Origin of the sequence: Agromyces mangrovi, from assembly GCF_030296695.1 — a bacterium.
Taxonomy (GTDB): Bacteria; Actinomycetota; Actinomycetes; order Actinomycetales; family Microbacteriaceae; genus Agromyces; species Agromyces mangrovi.
Window position 1 is genome coordinate 1,076,137 of record NZ_AP027737.1, and the last position, 19,596, is coordinate 1,095,732.

16 protein-coding genes and 1 pseudogene are annotated in these 19,596 nt (G+C 71.8%); 3 read left to right on the forward strand and 14 right to left on the reverse strand.

Going from position 1 to position 19,596, the window contains the following annotated elements; translation table 11 throughout:
• Positions 1–31: 31 nt before the first annotated feature.
• The 5 genes and pseudogenes from QUE38_RS05130 to QUE38_RS05145 all read right to left on the reverse strand — a co-directional run bounded on the left by QUE38_RS05130 (position 32) and on the right by QUE38_RS05145 (position 5,720).
• On the reverse strand, positions 32–2,110 hold the full coding sequence (locus tag QUE38_RS05130) for a glycosyl hydrolase family 95 catalytic domain-containing protein (RefSeq protein ID WP_286310530.1): 2,079 nt from the start codon (positions 2,108–2,110) through the stop codon (positions 32–34).
• A gap of 62 nt (positions 2,111–2,172) precedes the next feature.
• Positions 2,173–2,484, reverse strand: a pseudogene (locus tag QUE38_RS17445) (glycoside hydrolase N-terminal domain-containing protein); the annotation flags it as partial.
• Between the two features lie 14 nt (positions 2,485–2,498).
• On the reverse strand, positions 2,499–3,467 hold the full coding sequence (locus QUE38_RS05135) for a carbohydrate ABC transporter permease (protein WP_286310531.1): 969 nt from the start codon (positions 3,465–3,467) through the stop codon (positions 2,499–2,501).
• Positions 3,457–4,401 (reverse strand): carbohydrate ABC transporter permease, encoded by a 945-nt coding sequence (locus QUE38_RS05140; RefSeq protein ID WP_286310532.1) that lies wholly within the window; start codon positions 4,399–4,401, stop codon positions 3,457–3,459. The genes QUE38_RS05135 and QUE38_RS05140 overlap by 11 nt, the downstream gene beginning before the upstream one ends.
• An 11-nt stretch (positions 4,402–4,412) precedes the next feature.
• Positions 4,413–5,720, reverse strand: coding sequence for an ABC transporter substrate-binding protein (locus tag QUE38_RS05145; RefSeq protein ID WP_286310533.1), 1,308 nt, complete (start codon positions 5,718–5,720; stop codon positions 4,413–4,415).
• Between the two features lie 173 nt (positions 5,721–5,893).
• Here QUE38_RS05145 and QUE38_RS05150 point away from each other — a divergent pair, with 173 nt between their 5' ends.
• Entirely contained in the window at positions 5,894–6,871 is a 978-nt protein-coding gene (locus QUE38_RS05150; protein ID WP_286310534.1) for an acetylxylan esterase, read from the forward strand.
• A gap of 4 nt (positions 6,872–6,875) precedes the next feature.
• Here QUE38_RS05150 and QUE38_RS05155 read toward each other — a convergent pair whose 3' ends face one another.
• The 3 genes from QUE38_RS05155 to QUE38_RS05165 form a co-directional block, all read right to left on the reverse strand.
• Positions 6,876–8,015 (reverse strand): ROK family transcriptional regulator, encoded by a 1,140-nt coding sequence (locus QUE38_RS05155; protein WP_286310535.1) that lies wholly within the window; start codon positions 8,013–8,015, stop codon positions 6,876–6,878.
• Positions 8,016–8,025: 10 nt separating this feature from the next.
• Positions 8,026–8,460, reverse strand: coding sequence for a DUF2834 domain-containing protein (locus QUE38_RS05160; RefSeq protein WP_350227564.1), 435 nt, complete (start codon positions 8,458–8,460; stop codon positions 8,026–8,028).
• 120 nt (positions 8,461–8,580) lie between these two features.
• Positions 8,581–9,990 (reverse strand): HNH endonuclease signature motif containing protein, encoded by a 1,410-nt coding sequence (locus QUE38_RS05165; RefSeq protein ID WP_286310536.1) that lies wholly within the window; start codon positions 9,988–9,990, stop codon positions 8,581–8,583.
• Positions 9,991–10,316: 326 nt separating this feature from the next.
• Here QUE38_RS05165 and QUE38_RS05170 point away from each other — a divergent pair, with 326 nt between their 5' ends.
• Entirely contained in the window at positions 10,317–10,652 is a 336-nt protein-coding gene (locus QUE38_RS05170; protein ID WP_286310537.1) for a hypothetical protein, read from the forward strand.
• A 228-nt stretch (positions 10,653–10,880) separates the two neighbouring features.
• On the opposite strand, the gene QUE38_RS05175 is transcribed toward QUE38_RS05170, so the two are convergent.
• On the reverse strand, positions 10,881–11,660 hold the full coding sequence (locus QUE38_RS05175; protein ID WP_286310538.1) for a hypothetical protein: 780 nt from the start codon (positions 11,658–11,660) through the stop codon (positions 10,881–10,883).
• Here QUE38_RS05175 and QUE38_RS05180 point away from each other — a divergent pair.
• Complete coding sequence (locus QUE38_RS05180; RefSeq protein ID WP_286310539.1) at positions 11,646–11,984, forward strand: hypothetical protein; 339 nt, start codon at positions 11,646–11,648, stop codon at positions 11,982–11,984. The two genes, QUE38_RS05175 and QUE38_RS05180, sit on opposite strands and share 15 nt — an antisense overlap.
• A gap of 358 nt (positions 11,985–12,342) precedes the next feature.
• Here QUE38_RS05180 and QUE38_RS05185 read toward each other — a convergent pair whose 3' ends face one another.
• Genes QUE38_RS05185 through QUE38_RS05205 form a run of 5 tightly spaced genes read right to left on the reverse strand, consistent with a single transcriptional unit; the run spans position 12,343 to position 19,426 of the window.
• Entirely contained in the window at positions 12,343–13,797 is a 1,455-nt protein-coding gene (locus QUE38_RS05185; protein WP_286310540.1) for a sulfatase family protein, read from the reverse strand.
• Complete coding sequence (locus QUE38_RS05190) at positions 13,794–15,410, reverse strand: sulfatase-like hydrolase/transferase (RefSeq protein WP_286310541.1); 1,617 nt, start codon at positions 15,408–15,410, stop codon at positions 13,794–13,796. The genes QUE38_RS05185 and QUE38_RS05190 overlap by 4 nt, the downstream gene beginning before the upstream one ends.
• Positions 15,411–15,415: 5 nt before the next feature.
• Complete coding sequence (locus tag QUE38_RS05195) at positions 15,416–16,432, reverse strand: aliphatic sulfonate ABC transporter substrate-binding protein (RefSeq protein WP_286310542.1); 1,017 nt, start codon at positions 16,430–16,432, stop codon at positions 15,416–15,418.
• A gap of 25 nt (positions 16,433–16,457) precedes the next feature.
• Complete coding sequence (locus QUE38_RS05200; protein WP_286310543.1) at positions 16,458–17,285, reverse strand: ABC transporter ATP-binding protein; 828 nt, start codon at positions 17,283–17,285, stop codon at positions 16,458–16,460.
• Positions 17,282–19,426: an ROK family protein gene (locus QUE38_RS05205; RefSeq protein WP_286310544.1), complete on the reverse strand. Its 2,145-nt coding sequence runs from the start codon at positions 19,424–19,426 to the stop codon at positions 17,282–17,284. The genes QUE38_RS05200 and QUE38_RS05205 overlap by 4 nt, the downstream gene beginning before the upstream one ends.
• Positions 19,427–19,596 lie beyond the last annotated feature (170 nt).

Below are 19,596 nucleotides of genomic sequence, written 5' to 3' on the forward strand. Positions count from 1 at the left end.
GCGAGCGGCGGGGAGAGTCGCTGCGGCGGGGTCAGGGCGGGGCGGATGCCGCTGAGCCCACGTGCGTCCGCTCGGGCGCGAACGGAGCGCCGCCGAACGCAGTGGCCTCGAGGCGCACGGCCTCGCCGTCGCGCAGTCGCACGCTGCGCGCGATGCCCCGGTGACGGATGATGCACACGCCCGCCGCCCCGCGGTGGGCCCGGACGGTCGCGCGCACCAGCTCGCCGTGCGCCCAGTCGACGTCGACCTCGATGCCGGGCCGCGCGACCACGCCGCGGACGCTGCCGTGGGCGAGCGCGGGCGGCAGGGCGGGCAGCAGCTCGATGCATCCGTCGTGGCTCTGCACCAGCGCCTCGAGCACGCCGGCGACCGCGCCGAGGTTGCCGTCGATCTGGAACGGCGGATGCGCAGCCAGGAGGTTCGGGTAGAGCCCGCCCGCCCACTCGCCGGTCACGTCGTCGGCGGGGCGCAGCAGCAGCTCGAGCAGGTCTCCGACCTTGTCGCCGCGGCCGAGTCGCGCCCAGAGCGCGAGCTTCCAGGCGAGCGACCACCCGGTCGACTCGTCGCCGCGGCGTTCCAGCGTGACCGCCGCGGCGGCGCGGTGGGCGTCGTCCCAGGCGCCCGCGCCCGGGTACAGGCCGTACAGGTGGCTCACGTGCCGGTGGTGCGGATCCTCCTCGGTGCGCGCCTCCGACCACTCGCGCAGGCGGCCCTCGTCGTCGATCGCGGGGGCGTCGGGCAGCACGGCGAGCCGGTCGTGCGCGTCGACGGCGACCGGGTCGTCGACGAGGCCGAGCCGGTCGGCCGCGGCCACCACGATCTCGAAGAGGTCGCGCAGCAGCGCGAGGTCCATGGCCGACGCGCGGTCGAGCGCCGCGGGCGCACCGTCGGCGGCGAGGTACGCGTTCTCGGGCGAGGTCGAGGGTGCCGTCGACCAGTCGCCGCGTGCGTCGCGGTGGTGCCAGTGCAGCGCGAACTCGGCGGCGCCCCGGATCGCGGGCCACGACTCCGCGAGCTCGGCATCGGATGCCGCGCCGAAGGCCACCGGCTCCCAGAGGTGCCGTGCGAGCCAGGCGCCGCCCATCGGCCAGGCGGCCCAGCGCGGGTCCGCGCCGCCGCGACCGGCCGGGGCCGCGAAGCCCCACGCGTCGGTGTTGTGGTGCACGGTCCAGCCCGGTGCGTCGTAGAGCCGGCGCGTTGCGTCGACGGCTCGCTCCGCGAGGGCGCGCACGAAGTCGCGCAGCGGGGCGGCGGTCTCGGGGAGGGCCGCCGTGAAGGAGGCCCAGTGGTTCATCTCGGTGTTGATGTTGACCGTGTAGTTCGAGCTCCACGGCGGGCGCAGCTCGGCGTTCCAGATGCCCTGCAGGTTCGGTGGCAGGCCGCCGGGCCGGGCGCTCGACCAGAGCAGGTACCGCCCGTACTCGACGACGAGGGCGGCGAGGGCGGGGTCGTGGGCGAGGGCGCCCTCGGGAGCGGATGCGGCGGCGCGCAGCCGTGCGTCGGTGGCGAGTTCGCCCGCGGGCTCGTCGCCGAGGTCGATGCGCACGCGGTCCATCGCGGCACGGTGCTCGGCCTCGTGCCGATCGCGCAGGGCGTCGAGGCCGTGGGCTGCGGCAAGGGCGATGCGCGCGCGGGCGCGGTCGGCGGCGGATGCCGCGTCGCCGACGGGCGCACGGCCGGGCGCCGTGTACGTGGTCTCGGTCGCGACGAGCCAGGCGACCCGGTGGCCGGCGTCGATGCGGCGGGTGACGAGGGCGCCCTCGAGCGCGGCGCCGGGGGCGTCATCCCACTCGGCGGCGGGCAGGTCGGGCTCGTGGCCGGGCGCCACGTCCGACGGCATGCGAAGCAGCAGCACCTGTTCGTCGCCCTGCTCCGTCCGTGCGAGCACGCGCAGCTGCGAGTCGAGTGCGACCGAGGTGGCGGCGAGCAGAGCAGGATCGGCCCCGTCGACCACGATGACGAGCACTCCGTCGACACCGGAGGCGAACGACGACACGGTGAGCGCGCCCGCGCGCACCTCGTGCACCCCGGCACGCAGGTCGAGCAGGCGCCGGTACGCCGCACGGCCGGCGGGTGCGGGCGATGCGCCGGAGGCATCCGCCCCCGACACCCCCGCACCCGCCGCGCCTGTCCCCCGGCCCCCGGCCCCGTCGCATCCGCCCCGCCGATCTCGAGCACCAGATCGGCGAACGGCAGGAACGCCTGCGAGTAGCGCGACTGCAGTCCGCGCACCGCGTCCTCGGCGGCGCGCACGTCACCGGCAGCGAGCGCCGCCCGCGACCGGGCGAGCGCGTCGGCCGCCGCGGCCGCGTCGGGTGCGTCGCGCAGTTCGCTGGCGGGCGACCCCGACCAGGCGGTGCCGTCGTTCAGGTGGAACGTCATGGCCGGCAGCGCGCCGTCGACCATCGCGCCGAGGCGCCCGTTGCCGAGCGGCAGGCATTCCACCCACCGCTCGGCCGGTGCGTCGTAGCGCAGCTCACCCATCGCGTTCCCCCGTCTCAGCCGCGCACGCCGCCGGCCGTGAGGCCCGACTTCCAGTAGCGCTGGAGCGACAGGAACACGATCGCGATCGGGATGACCGAGACCAGCGAGCCGACGACGGTCAGGACCTGCAGGCCCGGGATGGTGATCGACGCCTGGCTCCAGCCGGTGAGGCCGACCGTGAGCGGCATGAGCTCCTGGTCGGTGAGCACCAGCAGCGGCAGGAGGTAGCTGTTCCAGCTGCCGAGGAACGCGAACAGCAGCACCGTCACCAGGCCGGTCGACATGAGGCGCAGGCCCATGCCGGCGAAGATGCGGAACTCGCCCGCACCGTCGAGCCGGGCCGCCTCGATGAGCTCGATCGGCACCGACGACTGCGCGTAGATGAACGACAGCAGCACGCCGAACGGGAACACCAGCGCCGGCAGCAGGATGCCCCAGTAGGTGTTGTTCAAGCCGAGGTTCACGAGCAGCACGTAGGTCGGCTGCGCGATGACGGTGCCCGGGATGAGCATGCTGCCGAGCACGATGCCGATGAGCACGTTGCGGCCGCGGAACCGGTACACGGCGAGCGCGTACCCGGTCAGCGCGCAGACGAACGCGGTGAGGGCCGAGCCGATGACCGAGTAGATCACCGAGTTGAACGCCCAGCGCCAGTAGATGCCGTCGTCGTACGTGCTGAGCTCGACCAGGTTGTCCCAGAGGTGGAAGTCGGCGAACGCGAACCCGGGCGTCGAGAACAGGTCACCGGTCGACTTGGTCGACGCGACGACGAGCCAGAGCACGGGCACGAGGAAGTACGCGGTCGGGATGAGCAGGGCGGCGGTCGTGATGACCATGCCGACGCGGCTCACGCGGTCGCCGTTCACGAACGTGGTGGCGCCGCGCGGGCGCTTGGGCGGCTTCGGTGCGCGAGGTGCGGCGCCCGGCTCGGGGGCATCCGGCATCGTCGTCGCCGCGGTCACGGAGAGGGTGTCAGAGGCCATCGCTCGCTCGCTTCGTGGTGCGGTTGTTCAGGCGCAGGACGATGACCGAGACGATCAGCGTCGCGACGCCCAGGATGACGGCCATCGCCGACGCGAGGTTCGGGTCCTTGCCGAGGGTGGATGCCGCGTAGATCGCCATGTTCGGCGTGTAGTCGCTGGAGATGTTCGCGGTGACGTTCTTCAGCACCTGCGGCTCGTTGAACAGCTGGAGCGTGCCGATGATCGACGAGAGCGTCGTGAGCAGCACGGCGGGCGCGATCATCGGCAGCTTGATGCCGACCGCGATGCGCAGGTCGCTCGCGCCGTCGATGCGGGCGGCCTCGTAGATCTCGCGCGGGATCGCCTGGAGCGCGGCGAACATGATGATCATGTTGATGCCGGTGTACGACCAGATGCTGACGTTGGCGATCGACCAGAGCACGGTGCCGGGTGCGAGGAGGTTCGCGTCGACGCCGATGCTCGACAGGGCCTGGATGAGCGGGCTCACCGACGGCTGGTAGAGGAACCCCCAGAGGAGCGCGGCGATCACGCCGGGCACCGCGTACGGCAGGAACGCCGCGAACTGGAAGAACCGTCGGCCGCGCACGAGCGCGCTGTCGAAGAGGAGCGCGAGGGTCGCGGCGATGAACATCATCACCGGCACCTGCACGAGGCCGTAGAGGGCGACCCGGCCGAAGCTCACCAGGAAGTCCTGGTCGGACAGCGCGCGGGCGAAGTTGTCGAGGCCGACGAATGCGGTGGTCGTGCCGCCGAAGCCGAGGCCGCTCGACTGCTGCGAGAACAGGCTGTTCCAGACCGCCACGATGATCGGCGAGACGAGGAACACCAGGAACAGCAGCACGAACGGTGCGACGAAGAGATAGGGCACCCAGGGCTTCCCGGCGCCGTTGAAGCGGCGCCGGGAAGCCGTGGGACGAGCAGTGACTGCGGTCATGGAGCCGCTCGTCACTCGCTCACGTTGAGGCCGCGGTCCTCGAGGTCCGCGACCGTGATCGCCTGGGCGTTGTCGAGCGCCTCGAGGAACGTCAGGTCGCCGTTGACGACCTTGGCGAACTCGTCGGTGATCGCGGTCTGCGCGGTGCCGTAGTTCGGTCCGTCGACCCAGGTCGCGGGCGTCTGCTCGGCCGACTCGATGAACACCTCGTTGATGACCTGGCCGCCGTAGAACTCCGACTCGGTGAGCAGGGCCTCGGATGCCAGTCCGTTGACGGTCGACGGGAAGAGGCCGCCGACCGTGATGAGCGCCTCCTGCGTGTCATCCGACCCGTTCAGCCAGCTGGCGAACTCGGCCGCCGCACCGGGGTTCTCGGCGCCCGCGAGCACGACGACCGCCGCGCCGCCGGAGTCGCCGGAGTTGTCGGAGCCGGCGTTCTTCGGCATCGGAGCGATCGCCCACTGACCGGAGGTGTCGGCCGCGTTCTCGGCGAGCAGGCTCGGGAACCAGGCCGCGTAGGTGACCGTGGCGATGGTGCCGTTGTTCACGAGCGCCCAGTACTCGGGGGTCCAGACCTGCTCGGTCGTCACCAGGCCCTCGTCGAGGAGGGTCTGCCAGCGCTCGGCGACGAGCTGACTGCCGGCGTCGTTCACGCCCACGGTCCAGCTGTCGCCGTCGATGCCGTACCAGCTCGACTCGGCCTGCTGGATCTCCTGCGACCACTGGCCGATCTCGCTCGGCGACATGTTCGCGATGTACACGTCGGGGTTCGCCTCGTGCAGCTCGCGCGCGGCGTCGACGTACTCGTCCCAGGTGGTCGGCATCTCGATGCCGTACTCGTCGAGGATGTCGGTGCGGTACATGGTGGCGGCCGGGCCGATGCCCTGCGGCACGCCGTAGATCTGGCCGTCGAAGCTGACGGAGGCCCACGAGCTCGCGGTGTAGTTCGACTCGTCGTCGGCGACGTACTCGGTAATGTCCTGCACGCGGCCGGCGATCACGTAGTCGGGCAGGTTGTGGGTGCTGAGCTGCACGAGGTCGGGGCCGGCGCCGGCGTCGACCGCCGCCTCGACCTTCTGGCCGTCGTCACCGGTCATGCGGTGGAACGAGACCTGGATGTCGGGGTTCTCGTCGTTCCACTGGGCGACCAGGTCCTCGAGGCCGGGCACCCAGCCCCAGAAGTCGATCTCGACCGGCTCGCCGTCGGCGGCGGCGCTTCCGCCGTCGTCGCTCGTCGAGCAGGCCGCGAGGCCGGTGACGGCGAAGGCACCGGCCAGTGCCATGGCCGCGACGCGTGCTGTGCGCGTGGTGAGTCTCATCTCGTGTGTCCTTTCCAGACGACGTTGTCGGAAAGATCGCGGCGCGACCTGTTCCCCGTGGTGCGATGCCAGACTGCGTCTCGGGCGAGTAGTCTGACGTTCGTCGCTATTTTGTCGCTCTTCGAAACAAAAAGTCAACCCCTGATTCGCAAGACATTGGATGATTCCCCGCCATGGCACTCACCGACCTCCCTCTCGACCAGCTCCGCGAGTACCGGGCGAACGTCCCGGATCCAGCCGACTTCGACGCATTCTGGGAAGGGACGCTCGCCGGGGCGCGGGCCCTCGGTGACGACTCCGTGCAGGCCTCGACCGTCGAGGTCGACTCCCCGTTCCAGGCCGTGCGCATCGAAGATCTGACCTTTCCCGGGTTCGGTGGTGATCCGATCCGGGCATGGATCGTACGCCCCACCGGCGCGACCGGCGAACTCCCGGCCATCGTCGAGTACGTCGGCTACAACGGCGGGCGCGGCATGATCGGCGAGAAGCTGTTCTGGGCTGCCGCCGGGTACGTGCACGTCATCATGGACACCCGCGGCCAGGGCAGTGGCTGGGGCTCGGGCGGGCACACGCCCGACCCGCACGGCTCGGGCCCGGCGGTCGCAGGCTTCATGACGCGCGGCATCCTCGACCGCGACGACTACTACTACCGCCGCGTCTACACCGACGCGGTGCGCCTGCTGGATGTGGTCGCCGGCCTGCCCGGTGTCGACCGCGACCGCATCGCCGTGACCGGCGGCAGCCAGGGCGGCGGCATCGCGGTCGCTGCGGCGGCCCTGTCGGACGTGCCACGCGCCGTCATGCCCGACGTGCCGTTCCTCGCCGACTTCCGCCGGTCGACCGAGCTCACGCCGCGCGAGCCGTTCACCGAGCTCGTGCGCTTCCTCGCCGTGCACCGCGGCACCGACGAGCAGGTGTTCGAGACGCTCTCGTACTTCGACGGCGTGAACTTCGCACGGCGCATCAGCATGCCGGCGCTCTACTCGGTGGCGCTCATGGACGACATCGTGCTGCCGTCGACGGTGTTCGCCTCGTACAACGCGCTGCGCAGCGACGACCGCGAGCTCGTCGTCTACGCGTTCAACGGGCACGAGGGCGGCCAGACCGCGCAGTGGCTGAAGCAGGCCGAGTGGGTGCCGTCGCGGCTGTGAACGCTCAGGCCACCCGGCGGATCGCGCTGATCGCCGCGCCCCACGCGTAGTCGGCGAAGCGGAAGTCGTGCACGTCGAGCTCGAACGGCTCCATCGCGGGGTCGAGGTACTCGGCGACCACGGCGTCGAGGTGCGCGCGGTCGACGTTCGCCACCTCGCGGCCCTCACCGCTCACGATCACCTTCTGCGGATCGATCAGGTTCGCGATCTGGGCGATCACGATGCCGAGCGCCCGGGCGGCGCCCGCGACCGCCTCGGCCGCCCGCGGTTCGCCCGCCTGTGCCGCGTCGATGGTCTCCCAGAACCCCTCGATGCCCGAGTTGCGGATCAGCGCGGGGATCGTCACGTACGCGCTCGCGCAGCCGACGTGCCCGCGGTCGCACGACGGACCGGACTCGGTCACCCGGAGGTGGCCGACCTTGCCGGGGTGGCCGCGCGAGCCGCGCACGAGTTCGTCGTTGACGACCAGGCCCGCTCCGATGCCGGCACCGAGGCCGATGACGGCCAGCGTGCCGAGTCCGATGCCGGCGCCGAACCAGTGGTGCGCGAGCGTGAGCGCCTGCACGTCGTTGGAGATGGTGGCGGGCAGCCCGGTCGCCTGCTGCACGAGGGCCTCGAGCGGCACCTGGTCCCAGCCGAGGAAGTGCGACCCGACGACGACCGCGGCGCCGTGCTCGAGGTGCACGTCGCCCGCGAGGCACACGCCGACCGCCGAGAGGCGCGGGTGGGCGGTGCGGGCGCGGGTCACGACGTCGGCGATCAACGCGACGACGTCGTCGACCTCCTTCGAGGCGAGCGGATGCTCCTCGGTGACGATCACCTCGGCGTGCAGGTTCGTGATCGCGGCGTAGAGTGCCTCGCCCGTGAGCTTGACGCCCACGAAGTGCGCCGATTCGGGTCGGATGCGGAGCATCTCCGACGGTCGACCGCGACCGTTCGGCGGTGTGGCGGGTGCGACCTCCTCGACGAAGCCGAACTCGACGAGTTCACGGGTGAGTCGGGCGAGGCTGGCGCGGGACAGCGCGTTGCGGCGGGCGAGCTCGGCGCGGGAGCGTTCGCCGTGGATCAGCACGTCGAGCAGGATCGCGCGCTGGCCGTCGTGCAGGCGGGGGAAGCTCCAGTCGTCGGGTGCCGCGCTCGCCATGCATGCGAGCCTATCCGTGCGGCTCGGTGTTCCCGGGCGCGGTGTTCCCCGGCGCGGTGGGGCCGGGGTCAGTGTCCCCGGGCGCGGTGCGGCCGGGCGCATCCCCCGCGGCCGCGAGCCGGCGCTGCGCCAGGCGGCGCTCGCGCATGGCGAGGAAGAGCGGGAACGTGAAGGCGAACGCCGTGAGCGCGGAGCCGACGACGTAGAGCCAGGCGAACCGCATGCCGAGGCGGCGGGCCTCGACGATGATGAGCACGCTGCCGGCAACGGCGACGACGAGCAGGTCGACCGTCAGGGACGAGACGGCAGGGCCCGAACCGAACCAGTCGCCGAAGAAGTCGCGCAGCTGCACGATCGCGAGCGCGTTGAACGTCCACGTGCCGATGAGGCCGGCGATGGAGAGCGCGAGGTAGACGAGGGCGAGCGGGGTCCAGTTCCTGGCCATGCGCCAGTCTTGCATCCGGGCGCGCCGGAGCGTCGGGACCCCGCCTCCCCGAGGACGCACACGCGCCCGCAGGCCACACGCCTCACGGAGGTCGGAAGAGCACCCACGCACCGCGCACTCCTACACGAGCATCGGCTGCCTCCGCCGCTGCTCCACCCGGTCGGCCAGCCGGGTCGGCGACCGGGTCGCCGCACGCCACCCGCCGCCGGGGTCGAGCCACCTCGGCGGGCGGATCTGCGGCGATCCGCGCTGCATGCGGATGCCCCACCCCGACGTCTCGATCGTGCGGTGGTGGAACCAGCACAGCAGCACGCCGTTGTCGGGGTGCGTGGGCCCGCCGGCGACATCGGGCACGACGTGGTGCACCTCGCACCACGAGGCCGGCACCGAGCAGCCGGGAATGAGGCAGCCGCCGTCGCGCAGCGTGATGGCGCGACGCTGGTGCGGGGTGAAGCACCGCTCGGGCGAGCCGAGCTGCATCACGCGGCCGTCGTCGTCGAGCACGACGGTCTGGATGCCGCCGGTGCAGATCATGCGCCGCGCCGCCCGCAGCGACACCGGCACGTCGATGCCGTCGGCGTTCGCGTGACCGGTCGAAGATTCGAGGTCGGATGCCCGGACGCTCACCACCACCGTCGGCGGCGCACCGCCGATGCTCGGACCGTCGGCCGAGCGCGCCGCGACGTCGACGATCGTGGCGAGCACGTCGTGCCGCTGCTGGTCGGGCGTGCGCACCTCGGCCTGGTGCTCCCAGTCGGCGCGCTCCTCGGCGGTGAGGAACCCGCCGCCCGAGCGCGGTGCGAGGTGCGCGTCGAACAGGCGACCGAGCCCGGCAGCGACCTCGGGCAGCAGGTCGCCGCTCAGCGTGACCAGCCCGTCGCGCGCCCGGCCGAGCCGAACGCCGCGGCGGCGCACGGCCCGGTCGTCGGCCGGCTCGTCGCCGTCCTGGTCGAGGAACGCGGCCCACGCCTGCGCCTGCGTGCGCAGCTCGTCGGCGGTCGCGCGGATCGGCGCGCCGTCGCCCACGCCAGTCGCCTCGTCGACCAGCGACCGCTCGGCGGCCTCCCCGTGCTCGGCGGCCGCGACGCGACGGGGTCGCGCAAGCTCGCGCACGACGACGTGCGCGGCATCCGCCCCGATCTCCCCCGCCCGCACCGCCTCCGCGAGCACCGGGAACTCCGCAGCGTCCGGATGCCCCGCGAGGCCCTCGCGCTCGCGGATCGCCGAGCCCACGAGCACGCGCCGCCGAGCCTCTGCGCCCGACACCTGCGTCACGCGCTCGAGCAGCTCGGCCACCGTGCGGCAGCCCTTGCGCGCCGACAGGCGACCCGAGCCGAGCTCGATACGCGACCGCTCCGCGACCTCGCCGGCGACCACGGTCGCGAACCCGTCGACCACGCGTCGAAGCACCTCGACCTCGCCGGCGAGCGCAAGCAGGTCGTCATCGCGGAGTCGCGCGGGCGCGTCGAAGTCGAGCCCCGCGGCCAGCACGGCCCGGGCCTCGTCGAGCACCTCGCGGACTTCCTCCATACCTGCATCATGACAGTGCCCACCGACACTCCTTCGCGCATCGAATCGCAGGTCAGCGTTGGTTTCTACACCATCTGGCGGGATCGTGAACACCCCACGAGCGCCCGGTCCCGATCGCCCCGATCCGGCGACCTGTGGAGGACTCAGTGCTGTCCCCCACCTCGCTCCCGCGCTGCTCCCGACGCGCCTCCCCCGCCATCGGCGAAGACTGGGGTCGAGGCCCCGGCGAACCGAGCGGAACCGCAGCAGCAACACCGCACGAGCGCGCCGGCCCGGCACCAACGCAGTCGCACCATCGCAGTCGCACCGACCCAGGGGGAAGCACCATGTCCGCAGCATCCGTTCGCCAGCTCGCCCGCACCGCACCCGCGAGCCGCACCACGAGCCGCACCGCTGACAGCACCGCCACAGCGACACCCCGCCGTCCCCTCACCACCGACCTGCCGACCGAGCACCGGCCCGAGACCGCACCGGTCTCCGCGCGCGACCACCTCGCCGCCACCCGCGGCGGTCGCACCTACACCGAGCGCGGCCGCCACCGTGCGACGCCCGAGCGCCCGGCCCGCACCCCCGTGCTCCCCGCGGGCACGACCGCCCGCCGCACCGTCGAGCGCTGGCTCGGCATCCCGGGCATCCGCCGCTCGCCCGGCTACGCCGTCTAGCGAATCGCCGGGCGCGCCTCTGATCCCGAGTTCGGCCCACGCAGCCCACACACCTCGCGCCCCTCGCGCACCTCGCGAATACATGCAATCGTTCGCCGACCCCGGCGTGTCTGCATGTATTCGCCGCCAACGTGCAGATCCGCATGCTTTCGCGACAGCGAAGCGACCCGAGCAGTCCACGCCGGCGACGCATTCGACGCGCTGCACCGCGCGAGCGCCCCAGCCCGCCTACTCCGCCCCGAGCGCCTCCCGCGCGTGCCGGTACTTGCGCGCCATGCGCGTCTGCATGTCGAAGTCGAGACGCCGGGTGCGCCAGGCGGCGGTGTTGTCGTCGATGTCGGCGAGCTTCACGCGCCGCGCCACCGGATGCTCCCGGATCTTCGCGTAGTACTCGTCGGGCGTCACGTCGGGCGTGCGCGTCAGCAGCACCACGACCTCGATGATCTCGGGCAGCACGCCCGCCTCGAACAGCTCACGCTCCGAGATCGGCGTGTCCTCGAGCACGTCGTGCAGCCACGCCGCGGCCGACTCGATCGGCTCGAGCAGCGGATCGAACCGCTCGGCCACCCGCCCCGGATGATCGATGAACGGCGTCCCGCTCCGATCGAGCCGCTCGCGATGCGCGACGAACGCGATGCCCTTCGCGAGCTGCACCTGCGCCGTCGCCTCGATCGGCGACATCGACGTGGTCGGCGCCGCGTGGTGGTGGTGCTCCGCGGGCACCGGCGCCTCCACCTCAGATGAGAGCGGGGCGGATGCCTCCGGCTGCACCTCGCCCGCATCCGGCGCAGGTCGGGTCGCCGTGGTCGTGTCCGTCGCGACGGCCTGCTCGTCGGCATCGGTCTCAACGGTCTCGTCGGCAGCATCCGGCTCCGCCGCGCCCGGCTCCTCAACCGCAGGCTCGGCGACGTTCGCGGCCGGCGCAGCTGCGCCCGGCGCAACCGGCGGCGGTGGCGGCGGCACGGGCGCCGGAGGCGCGGCGTCGGCCCGCGCGTGCGAGCGCGACACCGTCGCGATGGGCACGGTCGGGACGTCGGCGGGCGACGGCTCGGAGGCATCCGCTCGCCCTTCGGCACCCCCGACTCGGCCACCGGATCGCGCCCGCGCACCGGCCGCCCGAACCGCAGCTCGGTCTCGACCGCGGCGAGTTCGCGCTCGTCGATCTCGAGCATCGACGTCGATTCGCCGTCGCTCAGCCACGCGAAAGCGGCCTCGTCGATCTCGGTCATGCGCACGCCGTCGCGCGTCGTGAAGAAGCGGCGCCGCTCCCCCGACCCCGTCGCGACGACGATCGACTCGAACGCCCCGTCGGGCTCGCTCGAGCAGAGGTAGTAGGCGGGTCCGTCGTCAGGCGAGGGTGCCGGCTCGACGCGCCGCCCGTGCAGCCCCACGACGCGCGCATCGCCCTGCCCGTTGCGGCCGGCGTGCCCGCCCTGCCCGTTGCGCGGCACCTGCGCACCCGACCCGTCGGGCGTGCGGAAGAGCGCGATGGGCTCCTCTTCGGCGGGCATGGTCAACCGGGCTCCAGGGTGCGCTGCGTGCGTCGGGCGACGTTCGGTCGGGTCTCTCGGTGGTGGGGGCGGATGCTGCCGCGGGCGGGAACCCGCGTACGTCGATGCTAGGGCGTCCGCCGCATCGATGCAGGACTTCTCCCCGGCGTGCCCACCGTCGCCCCGCGAGGGCCCGCGAGTCAGCCGGCCGTCGCCCCCGCCTCCACGCCCGCCGGCCGCGGCTGGCTCGGGTGCGGCGCATCCCCGAGCCGCTCCTGCTCCCGCCACATCGCCGCCGCGAGCTCCTCGCGCACGGCCGCGTACGACGGGTCGTGCGCCACGTTCCGCAGTTCGGCCGGGTCGGCCTCGAGGTCGTACAGCTCCCACTCCGGCGGATACGTGAACGGCCCAGTGCCGGGCAGCCCGAGCCCGTCGTTGTAGTAGTAGACGAGCTTGTACCGCTCGGTGCGATATCCGTAGTGGGCGGGCGCGTGGTGGAACCCGTCGTCGTGCTCCCAGTAGCGGTAGTACATGCCCGAGGCGGGCGGCGACGAGGGCTCGCCCACGAGGTCGCCCCAGAAGCTGCGCCCCTGCATGCGCGAGTGGTGCGACACCCCCGCGGCGTCGAGCACCGTCTGCGCGAAGTCGACGTTCGTCACGATGCCGTCGTGCACGCGCCCGGCGGGCAGCCGCCGCGGGTAGCTCACGACGAGCGGCATCCGCAGCGACTCCTCGTACATGAACCGCTTGTCGAACCAGCCGTGTTCGCCGAGGAAGAACCCCTGGTCGCTCGCGTACATGAGCAACGTGTCGTCGAACTCGCCGCGCTCGCGCAGCCAGTCGATCACCCGGCCGACGTTGTCGTCGACGGATGCCACGCAGGCGAGGTAGTCCTCCATGAAGCGCTGGTACTTCCAGAGCGCGGTCTCCTCGTACGTCAGCCCCTCGGGCGGCGCGACCTTGAGGTCCTCCTCGTTGAGGTTGTCCGCCAGGCGCATGAGCGCACGCCGGGTCGACGATGAACGCGTGGCGTAGTCGTCCCAGAACGTCTCGGGCACGGGCAGGGTGTCGCGGAACCGCTCGGCGTGCTCGGGCTTCGGCTCCCACGGCCGATGCGGGGCCTTGTGGTAGATCAGCACGCACCACGGGTCGTCGCCGGGCAGGCGCTCGACCCAGTCGAGGGCCAGGTCGGTGATGACATCCGTCGCATACCCCTCGGCGATGCGCTCGCCGTCGGCCGACAGGAACAGCGGGTCCCAGTACTCGCCCTGCCCGTCGTGCCCGATCAGGATGTCCCAGTAGTCGAAGCCCTCGGGCGTCGATCCCTCGCCCTCGCCCATGTGCCACTTGCCGACCATCGCGGTACGGTACCCCGCGGCCTTGAGCTGCGACACGAACGTCGGCTGGCTCGCATCGATCGGCGTGACGAGGGTCGAGACGCCGTTCACGTGGCTGTAGGTGCCGGTGAGGATCGACGCCCGGCTCGGCGAGCACAGCGCGTTGGTTGCGAAGCACTGGTCGAAGCGCCAGCCCTCGCGCGCGATCTCGTCGATGCGCGGCGTGGCATTCAGCCGCGACCCGTACGCCCCGATCGCCTGAGACCCGTGGTCGTCGGTCAGGATCATGACGATGTTCGGGCGGCGGGCGTCGCTCATGCGGTGCGCCGTTCCGGTTCGGGGTCGGATGCCACGAGCTCGGCCGGGACCTCGACGGCGTCCGGCTCCGGGGCATCCGTCGCCTCGACCCCCGCCGGCGCGAGCCCCGCCGCCGCGCGCTCGTCGGCCTGGTACGTGGTCTCGTCCAGCCCGCTCTGCGTCGGGTCGTAGTCGACCTCGCCGACGTCGTACATCGTGGTCATCCAGTGGTAGAACTTGTCGCCGCGGTCGCGCAGCACGCGGTACAGCCGCTGCATCATGCGTCCGCGCACCGCGTCCATCTCGGGGTGCGCGTAGACGTTCTGCAGCTCGTCGGGGTCGCGCTCGAGGTCGTAGAGCTCGTTCACCGAGTCGGGGTTCACGACGAGCTTGTAGCGGTCCTCGCGGAGCATCCGCTGCGGGTACGGGAAGTGGTGCCCGTGGAACTCGCACACGATGTCGGCGTCCCACTCGACCTGTTCCCCCGCCACGAGCGGCACGAGGCTGCGCGAATCGACCGCGGGCGAGGAGTCGAGGCCGGCGATGTCGAGGATGGTGGCGGTGCAGTCGAGCAGGCTCACGAACTCGGTTCGCACCTGCCCGGCCGGCCCACCCGGGATCCGCAGGATGCCCGGTGTGCGGTAGATGTCCTCGTACATCGCCGGCCCCTTGTCGTGCAGCCGGTGGGCGCCGGTGAACTCGCCGTGGTCGCACGTGAAGAAGACCGCGGTGTCGTCCACCAGGCCGAGGCGCTCGAGCGCCTCCATGACCCGGCCGATCTCCATGTCGATCAGGGCGACGTAGCCCCAGTAGATCGCGATGAGCTTGCGCGTCACCTCGATCGGCATGGTGTCGAAGGTCCAGTGCGCGCTGTAGTTGCGCTGCACCGGCGGCTTGCCCTCGAACGTCTCCGAGATCGACTTCGGCAGCTCGATGTCCTCGGGATCGAACATGTCGAAGTACTCGTCGGGCACGATGTACGGCAGGTGGGGCCCGAAGAAGTTCAGCTCGAGGAAGAAGGGCGTGCCGTCGCGCTCGCCGTCGGCGGCGTAGCGCTCCAGCAGCTCGATGGTGCGCGTGGCGAGGTAGTGCTCGAACGTGGCCTCCACCGGCTGGTGGAGCCGGGCAGCCAACAGGTTGCCCGGCCCACCGTTCGGCAAGGTGCCGCGGATGCGATCGCTGATCGCGTACGGCGGGAGGTCCCGCTCGCGCAGGTAGCCGAGGTAATCCTCGTTCTCCACGGGGTTGTGCCATCCGGGAAGGTCGGGGCCGTCGAAGCCGAAGTCGGCGGCCTGCTTCTCGGTGCCGGCGTGCCACTTGCCGACGAGTCCCGTGTTGTAGCCCTCGGCCCGCAGGGCCTCGACGAAGGTGAAGGTGCCCTCGTCGAGATCCTCCAGGTACCCGACGTTGCGCTCGTGGTTGGCGAGCACGCGGTGCCGGAAGGGGGCCTGGCCGGTCAGCAGGCTCGCGCGAGCCGGCGTGCAGATCGCGGTGGGCGTGTACCAGCGGTCGAAGCGCGTGCCCGTGCGGGCCAGCTCATCGAGCACCGGGGTCGCGGCCAGCGCGTTCCCGTACGCCCCGAGCGTGTCCGCCCGGTGCTGGTCGGTCATGAGGAAGAGGATGTTGCTCGGCATTCGGATTACTCGCCCGCCTGCAGGAAGAGGTCGCCGGTGTAGAACGAGGTGTCGACCGCGGACTCGAGCTTGCCCGAGCCGACGAAGTAGTCGACCATGCCGGTCAGCCACGAGTCGACGGTGCCGTCCTCGGTCAGGGTGTCGAGTTCCTCGAGCGAGAGCACCTTGTTGTTCGAGGCGTCCGCGGCGACGTCGGCCTCGTCGAGGGCGTTGTACGCGGCGGTCAGGGCGACGGCCTCGTCCGGGTTCTCGTAGCGGAACGTGATGGCGTCGCGCAGCGCCTTGAGCACGCGCTCGACCTTCTCGGGCTCGTTCTCGACGACGTCGTTGCCGGCCACGAACGCGGTCGGGAAGGCGACGGTGTCCTCGAAGTCGGAGTTCTGCGCGATCTCGACGAGGTCGGGCACCTGCTCCTTCACGGTCGCCAGGGCGGGGTACCAGAAGCCGGCGCCCTCGACCTGGCCGGAGGCCAGTGCCGACACGATCGCCGACGGCTCCATGGGCACGAGCTCCACGTCGTCCTTGGTCATGCCCGCCTGCTCGAGCGCGAGGGTGAGGATCATGTCGCCCGACGTGCCCTCGGGCACGGCCACGGTCTTGCCGCGGAGGTCCTCGATGGTGTCGTTGCCCGGCTGGCCGACGACGCGGTCCGACTGGCCGAGCGTGTTCATCGCGACGATCTTCGCCTCGCCCGAGGCGGGCAGCCAGAAGGCGCCCGGCCCGATGTAGCCGAAGTCGAGGTCGCCCGTGCCGAGCGCCTGGATCTGCAGCGGGCCGTTGGTGAACGACGGGGTCTCGACCTCGAGGCCGTACTTCTCCCAGTAGCCCTGGTCCTCGGCGATGGCCAGGAGGCTCGTGCCGTTGAAGTCGGGGATGTAGCCGAAGTTGACCGTGATGGTCTCCATCTCGTCGCCGGATGCCGTGTCGTCGCCGCTCGACGCGTTCGACGCGCATCCGGTGAGCGCGAGTGCGACTGCGGCGCCCGCGGCGACGATGCCGGCGAGCTTGCTGTGGGTCCTCATGTGGTGGTGTGCTCCTCTTCGGGTGTCAGGCCGTCCGCGGTGCGGACGACGCGGTTCCGGCATCGCTGCCGGGGTTCTGGTGGTAGACGGAGTGCCAGACGCGGTTGCGCAGTTCGGCGAACTCGGGGCTGAGGCGCATGTCCTCGGTGCGCGGGTACGGCAGGTCGACGTCGATCACGTCGAAGATGCGACCCGGGCGGGCGGCCATCACGATCACGCGGTTGGCGAGGAAGACGGCCTCGTCGACGTCGTGCGTGATGAACATGACGGTGCGCTTCTCCTGGCTCCACGTCTCGAGCAGCTGCTCCTGCAGGCGCACGCGGGTGAGCGCGTCGAGCGCACCGAACGGCTCGTCCATGAGCAGGATCGACGGGTTCACGGCGTAGGCGCGGGCGATCGCGCAGCGCTGCTTCATGCCGCCGGAGAGCATCTTCGGCAGGGCATCCGCGAACTGCTGGAGCCCGACCATCTCGATGAAGTGCTCCGCGCGCTCGCGCCGCTGCGCCTTGGGCACTCCCGCGACCTTGAGGCCGAACTCGACGTTCTTGCGCACGGTCAGCCACGGGAACAGCGCGTACTGCTGGAAGATGACGCCGCGCTCGGGACCGGGGCCGGAGACCGACTTCCCGTCGACGAGCGCCTCGCCCCCGCTCGGGGTCTCGAGCCCGGCGAGCACGTTCATGAGCGTCGACTTGCCGCAGCCGGAGGGACCGACGACGGTGACGAACTCGTTGTCGGCGATGTCGATCGACACCCGATCGAGGGCGACGAACTCCTCGCCCTTCAGCGGGAAGGTCTTCGTGACCTCGCGGACGGAGATCTTCGCGGTGGTGGTGGGGGTCGTGGTGGTCATCGGCGTTCCTGCCATCCGGTCAGCTTGGTCTCGGCGAACAGCAGCAGGCGGTCCATCACGAGTCCGAGGATCCCGATGAGGACGATGCCCACGAAGATGGTCGCGAGGTCGTAGTAGATCTGCGCCTCCTGCATCCGGCGCCCGAGTCCCGCCTGGGCGGCGAGCAGTTCGGCGGCGACGAGCGTGGCCCACGCGGAGCCGAGGCCGACGCGCATGCCGACGAGGATGAAGGGCGTCGAGGCGGGCACGACGACGCGGACGAAGATCGTGCCGTCCTTCGCGCCGAGCACGCGGGCCGCGTTGATGAGGGTCTTGTCGACGCTCACCACGCCCTGGTACGTCGAGATCACGCAGGCGAGGAACGCGGCCAGGAAGATGACGACGATCTTCGGGATCTCGCCGATGCCGAGCAGCACGAGCACGAGCGGCAGCAGCGCGAGCGGCGGAATGGTGCGGAAGAACTGGATCCACGGCTCGAACAGGCCCCGGGCGGTCGTGTACCAGCCCATCAGGAAGCCGACCGGGATCGCCGCGGCCGAGCCGAGCAGGAAGCCGGCGAGCACGCGGCCGAGGCTCGCGAGGATGTCCTCCTGCAGGATGCCGGCGTTCCAGAGCTGGATCGCCTTCTCGATGACCTCGGGCGGGGTCGGCAGCTGGAAGCCGTTGAGGGCGAGCATCCACCAGATGCCGATGCCGCCGACGATCGAGACGGCGTTCAGGAGCAGCAGCTTCGCGCGCTTCGAGAGCCCGCCGCGCCGCGGGGCGCGCTCGCGGCCGCCCTGCGCGTCGTCGCCGGCCGAGGTGATCGCGCTCGTGCGGAGCCCGTCGACGACGACGGCCGCATCCTCGGTGCCGGTCGCGGTGTGCGTCGGCTCGGCGGCATCCGCCACGGTCTTCTGCGTCTCGTCCATCGTGCTCACCCGCGCCACGGCGCGACCTCGCTCGTGCTGGTCGGTGTTGCGGTCACTGTGCGCTCCTTCGCTGCGGTGCGGTCTCGGCGGATGCCGCGGGGTCGGGGTATCCGGCGAGCAGGGGGACTGGTGGAAGATGGCCGCGATGGCGCCCAGGGCACCGTCGCTGTCGGTGAGCTGCGCGGCGCGGACGATGTGGGGCTGGTCCGACGGGATCGAGTAGAGCTCGTAGCGGAGGGTCGCGGCGGCCTGCTCGACGAGCACGGGCGCGATGCGCACGATCTCGCCGCCGATCACCACCTCGCGGGGGTTCAGCGTCATCGCCGCGGCACCGAGCACGCGGCCGACGGCAGAGCCTACCTCGCGCAGCACCGTGTCGACGGCCGGGTCGCCCTTGGCGACGGCCTCGGCGAGGTCGGCGAGGGTCTCTACGTGCGCGCCGGTGTTCGCGCACGCGCGGAGGATGGCCGGGACGGAGGCGATGGTCTCGAGGCATCCGCGCTTGCCGCATCGGCACGGTGCGCCCGACGGGTTCGCGGTCACGTGGCCGAGCTCGCCGGCGAACCCGCGCGAGCCGGTGACCAGGCGACCCGCGACGACGAGGCCGCCGCCGACACCGTCGGAGAGGCGCAGGTAGATGAGGTTGTCGACCGCGTCGGGCCGGTTGATCGCCTCGGCGAGCGCCGCGAGCCGCGTGTTGTTGTCGACGATGACCGGGGCGTCGAACCGCTCGGTGAAGGCGGCGTCCACGCCCTCGGGGGCGAGGCGCGCCTTCCAGCTGACGACCGGGCTGCCGGCGCCGGCGCCCGTGTAGGGGCCGGGCACGCCGATGCCGATCGACTGGAGCGCGCCGAAGTGCACGCCGGTCTCGCTGCTGATGCGGTCGATCACGTCGAACGCGGCCGCGAGGCGGTCGGGCCACGGGGTGTCGTCGGCGTAGCGCTCGACGCCCTGGGCGATGACCTCGTGCGAGGCGTCGGCCACGGCGACGTGCACGCGTCGGTGCCCGAAGTCGACGCCGAGGAACTGGCCCGACTCGGGGTCGAGCGCGAGGCGCTCGGCGGGGCGGCCGCTGCCGGCGCGGGTGGCGGCGTCGGTGTCCGCCACGATGATCGCGCCGCGCTGCAGCAGCTGTGCGGTGATCTCGGAGAGGGTCGTACGGCTGAGCCCGACCCGTCGGGCGAGCTCGCCCCGGCTGAGGGCACCGTGGGTGCGGAGGGCTGCGAGCACCCGCTCCTCGTGGGTCCGCCTCACGAGGGCGTGGACTCCGGTCGTCGTCGACATGACAGCAAGGTTCGCAACGCCGAATTTTTCCGTCAACACCCCGACAGAAAAACTTCTCAGATCGGTCGACCCTCCTTGCAGAACCGGATGCCCGGCTCCGCGCCGGGCACCCTCGC

Coding starts and splice junctions, on each gene's coding strand:
- QUE38_RS05165 (WP_286310536.1), bottom strand. CDS start 9,990: ATGGAGGAAGTCCGCGAGGTGCTCGACGAGGCCCGGGCCGTGCTGGCC.
- QUE38_RS05160 (WP_350227564.1), bottom strand. CDS start 8,460: ATGGCCAGGAACTGGACCCCGCTCGCCCTCGTCTACCTCGCGCTCTCC.
- QUE38_RS05135 (WP_286310531.1), bottom strand. CDS start 3,467: ATGGCCTCTGACACCCTCTCCGTGACCGCGGCGACGACGATGCCGGAT.
- QUE38_RS05170 (WP_286310537.1), top strand. CDS start 10,317: ATGTCCGCAGCATCCGTTCGCCAGCTCGCCCGCACCGCACCCGCGAGC.
- QUE38_RS05140 (WP_286310532.1), bottom strand. CDS start 4,401: ATGACCGCAGTCACTGCTCGTCCCACGGCTTCCCGGCGCCGCTTCAAC.
- QUE38_RS05195 (WP_286310542.1), bottom strand. CDS start 16,432: ATGAGGACCCACAGCAAGCTCGCCGGCATCGTCGCCGCGGGCGCCGCA.
- QUE38_RS05190 (WP_286310541.1), bottom strand. CDS start 15,410: ATGCCGAGCAACATCCTCTTCCTCATGACCGACCAGCACCGGGCGGAC.
- QUE38_RS05185 (WP_286310540.1), bottom strand. CDS start 13,797: ATGAGCGACGCCCGCCGCCCGAACATCGTCATGATCCTGACCGACGAC.
- QUE38_RS05145 (WP_286310533.1), bottom strand. CDS start 5,720: ATGAGACTCACCACGCGCACAGCACGCGTCGCGGCCATGGCACTGGCC.
- QUE38_RS05155 (WP_286310535.1), bottom strand. CDS start 8,015: ATGGCGAGCGCGGCACCCGACGACTGGAGCTTCCCCCGCCTGCACGAC.
- QUE38_RS05150 (WP_286310534.1), top strand. CDS start 5,894: ATGGCACTCACCGACCTCCCTCTCGACCAGCTCCGCGAGTACCGGGCG.
- QUE38_RS05200 (WP_286310543.1), bottom strand. CDS start 17,285: ATGACCACCACGACCCCCACCACCACCGCGAAGATCTCCGTCCGCGAG.